The organism is Aeromicrobium sp. REDSEA-S38_B2 (assembly GCF_001628525.1).
Classification (GTDB): Bacteria; Actinomycetota; Actinomycetes; order Propionibacteriales; family Nocardioidaceae; genus Aeromicrobium; species Aeromicrobium erythreum.
Genome location: NZ_LUNH01000018.1, coordinates 1 through 5992 on the forward strand (window position 1 = coordinate 1; position 5992 = coordinate 5992).

A 5992-nucleotide genomic window follows, 5' to 3' on the forward strand; every position below is an offset into this window, starting at 1 on the left:
GGCAGCGCACCAGCAAGCCCAGACCCCCTGCGGCAGCGCAGCAGCAAGCCCAGACCCCTGCGGCAGCGCACCATCAAGCCCCTCCGACATCCGAGAGCCACCACGTCGATGCGCTCAGAAACCTTGACACCATCAATGTGACATTGGTCTTGACACATAGCGACCACCGTCACATACTCGCGGTATGACCCTCATGGACGAGCAGGATCTCGACCGCACCCAGGAGAGCCTGGCGTCGCTCGCGACGCCCGAGTACGAGGCGACGCTCCGGGCCCTGTCGCAGGCGTCCGTCGACCGGAACTTCGACGCGTTCGTCGACGTCCCCTGGGACGACCCCGACTTCCGCATCGACCCCAGCGACCGGCACTGGGTGCTCACCGAGGCCGACCCGCTCGGACGCCACCCCTGGTACCAGAACCTGCCGGTCGAGCGGCAGATCGAGATCGGGATGTGGCGCTACGCCAACATCTTCAAGGTGGGGCTGCAGTTCGAGAACCTGCTGATCCGCGGCATCATGCAGTACGTCTTCACCCGCCCGAACGGCTCGGCCGAGTTCCGGTACCTCACCCACGAGGCGACGGAGGAGTGCCACCACACGCAGATGTTCCAGGAGTGCGTCAACCGCATCGGTGCCGACGTGCCGGGGATGCCGCGTTGGATGCGCGCGCTGCACGGCGTCATCCCGCTCTTCGCGTCCCGCTACCCGCTCGGCTTCTTCATCGCGGTGCTGGCCGGCGAGGAGCCGATCGACCACACGCAGAAGCGGATGCTGCGCGAGGGCGCGAACCTGCCGCCGGTGATGCGTCGCATCATGCAGATCCACGTCGCGGAGGAGGCGCGCCACATCTCCTTCGCCCACGCGTACGTCATGCGCAGCGGCCCCCACCTCGGGAAGGTCGACCGCTGGATCATGTCGATGCTCTTCCCGATCATCATGCGCGTCGCGGGCGACCTCATCCTCGTCCCGCCGAAGGAGCTGCGCACCCAGATGGGCGTGCCGCAGGAGGTCATCGACGAGCTCTACTGGGACGCCCCCGAGTCCCGCGAGTTCCTCGCCGAGCTGTTCAGCGACGTGCGCATGCTGGCCGAGGAGTCGACGCTCATGACGCGCTCGTCGCGCCGGATGTGGCGCTGGCTCAAGATCGACGGCCGCCCCTCTCGGTACCGCAGCGAGCCGCCGGCACGGCTGACCGACCCGTCCCCCGTCGGTCCGTCCTGACGTGCCGCACGTCGTCACCCAGGCGTGCTGCGGCGACGCCGCCTGCGCCTTCGCCTGTCCGGTCAACTGCATCCACCCGACACCCGACGAGCCCGACTTCGCCACGTCGGACATGGTCTACATCGACCCGCAGGCCTGCGTCGACTGCGGCGCGTGCGTCCGGGCGTGCCCCGTGGGCGCGATCAAGCCCGCGTCGCGGCTCACTCCCGACGAGCAGGTCTTCGTCGAGCTGAACGCGCTGTTCCACGCCGGGTCCGACGTCGGCAACGGCCTGGAGTCGCCCACCCGTCCAGCGCAGGCGCCCGTGCCGCCCGTCGTCCGGCTGCCGGCGGAGCGCCGGCTCGACGTCGCCGTGGTCGGCGCGGGGCCGGCCGCGCTGTACGCCGCCGACGAGCTGCTCAAGCAGCGCGGCGTGCAGGTCACGGTCCTCGACCGGCTCCCCACGCCGCACGGCCTCGTGCGCGCCGGCGTCGCGCCCGACCACCAGCACACGAAGGCCATCACCGACCTCTTCGCGCGCATCGAGGCGCAGCCCGGCTTCTCCTACGCGCTCGGCCTCGAGGTGGGCGTCGACGTCACGCACGAGCAGCTCCTGCAGCGTCACGACGCGGTCGTCTACGCGACCGGGGCGTCGGCCGACCGGCGTCTCGGCGTGCCGGGGGAGGACCTGCCGGGCAACACCACCGCCACGGCGGTGGTCGCCTGGTACAACGGCCATCCCGACCACGTGGCCACCCCGATCGACCTCGACGCCGAGCGCACCGTGGTCGTCGGCAACGGCAACGTCGCCCTCGACGTCGCCCGCGTGCTGCTCAGCGATCCCGCGCAGCTGGCCCGCACCGACATCGCCGACCACGCCCTCGAGGCGCTGCGGACCAGCCGCCTGCGCTGCGTCGAGCTGGTCGCGCGACGCGGGCCCGCCCAGGCGGCCTTCACCGTGCCCGAGCTCGTCGGGCTGCTGCACCACCCCGACGTCGACGTCGTCGTGCCGCAGCGCGACCTGCTCGACGGCGACGACGTGAAGAGCCGTCTGCTGCGTGAGGGCACCACCGCCGAACCGGTCGAGGGACGTCGCCACGTGCTCCTGCGCTTCCTCGCCGCCCCGGTCGAGGTGCTGGGGGAGCGTGCGGTCACGGGGGTGCGTCTCGCCCGCACCCGGCTGGAGACCGACGTCGACGGCACCGTCCGGGCCATGCCCACCGGCGAGCTGGACGACGTCGCCACCACGTCGGTCCTGCGGTCGGTCGGCTACCGCTCGACACCCGTGCCCGGGGTGCCGTTCGACCCGGTGGCCCACCGCATCCCGAACGTCGGTGGGCGCGTGCTCGACGCCGCCGGTGGCGCGCTCCTGCCGCGCACGTACGTGGTCGGGTGGGCCAAGCGAGGCCCGACCGGGTTCATCGGCACCAACAAGTCGTGCTCGCTGGAGACCGTCAACCATCTGCTCGCCGACGTCGCTCTGGGTCGGCTCGACCACGAGTCGGTCCTCGGGGCTCCCGGGCGGTCCGTCCGTGGGCAGGACCTCGTCGGGCTCGACCTGGACGCCTGGCGACGCCTCGACGCGCACGAGCGGGTGGCCGGACGCGAGCAGGGCCGTCCGCGCCGCAAGGTCGTCGAGCGGGCACGGATGCTGGACGTCGTGAACGGTGTCGCCAGCGCTCGATAGACTGGAGCCGTGAGCACCCCGCAGACCTCCCCGACCCCCGACGGCACCAGCACCCCCAGCGTCGGCACGGCCCGCGTCAAGCGCGGCATGGCCGAGATGCTGAAGGGCGGCGTCATCATGGACGTCGTCGACGCCGACCAGGCGCGCATCGCCGAGGACGCCGGCGCCGTGGCCGTCATGGCGCTCGAGCGCGTCCCGGCCGACATCCGTGCCCAGGGTGGCGTCGCGCGCATGAGCGACCCCGACCTCATCGACGGCATCATCGAGGCCGTCTCGATCCCGGTCATGGCGAAGGCGCGCATCGGCCACTTCGCCGAGGCGCAGGTGCTCCAGAGCCTCGGCGTCGACTACATCGACGAGTCCGAGGTCCTCACGCCGTCGGACTACGCCAACCACATCGACAAGTGGGCCTTCAACGTCCCGTTCGTGTGCGGTGCGACCAACCTCGGCGAGGCGCTGCGCCGGCTCACCGAGGGTGCGGCGTTCATCCGCTCCAAGGGCGAGGCCGGCACCGGTGACGTGTCGAACGCCGTCACGCACATCCGCAAGATCACCGGCGAGATCCGCCGCCTGCAGTCGCTGCGCGAGGACGAGCTGTACGTCGCGGCGAAGGAGCTGCAGGCGCCCTTCGAGCTGGTCAAGGAGGTCGCCGAGCTCGGCAAGCTGCCCGTCACGCTGTTCACCGCCGGCGGCATCGCCACGCCCGCCGACGCCGCGCTCGTCATGCAGCTCGGCTCCGAGGGCGTGTTCGTCGGTTCCGGCATCTTCAAGTCCGGCAACCCGCAGCAGCGCGCCGAGGCCATCGTCAAGGCCACGACGTTCTACGACGACCCCGACGTGGTCGCCAAGGTCTCCCGCGGCCTCGGCGAGGCCATGGTCGGCATCAACGTCGACGACATCCCCGAGCCGCACCGTCTCGCCGAGCGCGGCTGGTGACGACTCCGGCACGACCCTGACCGAGGACCCGGCGTGAACGCCGGGTCCTCGCTCGTTCCCGGCCCCGACGCGCGCCGGGGCCCGGTGCCGCACCGCCCCGGCGGACGATGACCCAGGGCGCGCTAGGCTGACGTCGTCGCCCCGGGTTGGAGTGCTCGGAGCGGCCTCGGGGACTGCGTCACCAGGCCGGTGCGTGCGGTCCCGACCCCAGACCCGATCGGGAGGGATGCCGTGAGGGAGCGGCGGGGGGGTGAGGCGCTCAGCGCCCGCCCCCGCCTGCTGGGTCCTCTCCGACGTCCCGCGCACCGGCGTCACTAGGCTGTCCCGGTGACCTCCCCGACCATCGGCGTCTTCGCCCTCCAGGGCGACGTCCGCGAGCACGTGCAGGCCCTCCAGGCATTGGGGGCGGACGTCGTCGCCGTGCGCCGCGAGGAGGAGCTCGACCGGGTCGACGGCCTCGTCATCCCGGGCGGTGAGTCGACCACCATGATCAAGCTGGCCGACGTGTTCGGCGTGGCCGACGCGTTCCGCCGCCGGATCGCCGAGGGACTGCCGACGTTCGGCACGTGCGCGGGCATGATCATGCTCGCCGACCGCATCGTCGACGGTGCCGACGGCCAGACCACGTTCGGCGGGCTCGACGTCACCGTGCGCCGCAACGCGTTCGGTCGCCAGGTCGACTCCTTCGAGGCGCAGGTCCCGTTCACGACCTTCCCGGACCCCGTCCACGCCGTGTTCATCCGGGCGCCGTGGGTGGAGCAGGTCGGCCCCGACGTCGAGGTGCTCGCCCGTGTCCCGGTCGTGCTGGACGCGGCGACGGGCGACGACGACGAGCGAGCCGATAGGATCGTCGCGGTCCGGCAGGGTGCCCTGCTCGCGACGTCGTTCCACCCGGAGGTGGGGGACGACCTCCGCCTGCACCGCCTGTTCCTGGACCTCGTGGACATGTAGGGATCCGCCACCTGCCGAGGTGGCGCGGAAAGGGGCACGGGATGTCAGGCCACTCCAAGTGGGCGACGACCAAGCACAAGAAGGCCGCGATCGACGCCAAGCGCGGCAAGATGTTCGCCAAGCTGATCAAGACCATCGAGGTGGCGGCGCGGACCGGCGGGCCCGATCCCGACGGCAACCCGACCCTGTACGACGCCATCCAGAAGGCGAAGAAGTCGTCGGTCCCGAACGACAACATCGACCGTGCGGTCAAGCGCGGCGGCGGCATCGGCGGCGACGCGGTCGACTACACCACGATCATGTACGAGGTGTACGGGCCGAGCGGCGTCGCGCTCCTGGTGGAGTGCCTCACCGACAACAAGAACCGGGCCGCGATGGAGGTGCGCACCGCCGTGTCGCGCAACGGCGGGACGCTCGCCGACCCCGGCTCCGTCGCGTACCTGTTCCACCGCAAGGGTGTCGTGCAGGTGCCCGCGCAGGACACCACCGAGGACGACATCCTGCTGGCCGTGCTCGACGCCGGCGCCGAGGAGGTCAAGGACCACGGCGAGAGCTTCGAGGTGATCAGCGAGGCGTCCGACCTCGTCGCCGTCCGCAGCGCCCTCCAGGAGGCCGGCCTCGACTACGACTCCGCCGAGGCCTCCTTCGTCCCCTCGGTCGAGGTGCCCGTCGACGTCGACGGCGCCAAGAAGGTCGTCAAGCTCGTCGACGCCCTCGAGGACCTCGACGACGTGCAGAACGTCTTCTCCAACGTCGACATCAGCGACGACGTGCTCGCGGAGCTCGACGAGGACTGACGTCGGGGGCCTCCTTGTGTGGGGCGTGGCTCGTTGCTGCGCTGCCTGCGGGGGTCGTGTCCTTGCTGGTGCGCTGCCTGCGGGGGTCTCGTCCTGCTGGTGCGATGCTGTAGGGCGCTCGTGCTTGCTGGTGCGCTGCCTCGGCCTTCGCTTGGGAGTGGTCTCCGAAAGGGCCTCGACCGGCAGCGGGCCCGGGGGCGGCTCGGGGTCTCGGGGTCTGGCCCGAGCCCACCCTTGAGCGCTCGATTCTTCGTTTCTGCGCTCTGGGGCCAAGGTTCTGTGTTGGTGCGTCCCATCGGTGGATCTGCAACCGCAAGAGCCCGTGTGCGGTTGCAGATCCACCGATGGCGGGCGGGGCGCGGTAGGGATTCTCGGTGGTCTCAACCGGTAGTTGCAAGACGATGTGACTACTGGAGGTGGGTA

General features: G+C 71.1%; 5 protein-coding genes. All 5 read left to right on the top strand.

What is annotated here, in order from left to right; all coding sequences use genetic code 11:
• Positions 1-184: 184 nt before the first annotated feature.
• The 5 genes from A6Q81_RS03995 (at position 185) to A6Q81_RS04015 (ending at position 5569) form a co-directional block, all read left to right on the top strand.
• The gene (locus A6Q81_RS03995) at positions 185-1219 is read left to right on the top strand and encodes an AurF N-oxygenase family protein (protein ID WP_286689604.1); all 1035 of its coding nucleotides are present in this window, start codon (positions 185-187) and stop codon (positions 1217-1219) included.
• Between the two features lies 1 nt (position 1220).
• Positions 1221-2885: an FAD-dependent oxidoreductase gene (locus tag A6Q81_RS04000; protein ID WP_286689605.1), complete on the top strand. Its 1665-nt coding sequence runs from the start codon at positions 1221-1223 to the stop codon at positions 2883-2885.
• Between the two features lie 9 nt (positions 2886-2894).
• A complete protein-coding gene (pdxS, locus tag A6Q81_RS04005) occupies positions 2895-3821 on the top strand; it encodes a pyridoxal 5'-phosphate synthase lyase subunit PdxS (protein WP_067857939.1) in 927 nt (308 codons plus the stop codon).
• Between the two features lie 327 nt (positions 3822-4148).
• Positions 4149-4772 (top strand): pyridoxal 5'-phosphate synthase glutaminase subunit PdxT, encoded by a 624-nt coding sequence (gene pdxT / locus A6Q81_RS04010; RefSeq protein ID WP_253022997.1) that lies wholly within the window; start codon positions 4149-4151, stop codon positions 4770-4772.
• Between the two features lie 41 nt (positions 4773-4813).
• On the top strand, positions 4814-5569 hold the full coding sequence (locus A6Q81_RS04015; protein WP_253022998.1) for a YebC/PmpR family DNA-binding transcriptional regulator: 756 nt from the start codon (positions 4814-4816) through the stop codon (positions 5567-5569).
• The last annotated feature ends 423 nt before the right edge of the window (positions 5570-5992 follow it).

Excerpts from the sequence above, each read along its gene's own strand:
- A6Q81_RS04015 (WP_253022998.1), top strand. The coding sequence starts at position 4,814 with ATGTCAGGCCACTCCAAGTGGGCGACGACCAAGCACAAGAAGGCCGCG.
- A6Q81_RS03995 (WP_286689604.1), top strand. The coding sequence starts at position 185 with ATGACCCTCATGGACGAGCAGGATCTCGACCGCACCCAGGAGAGCCTG.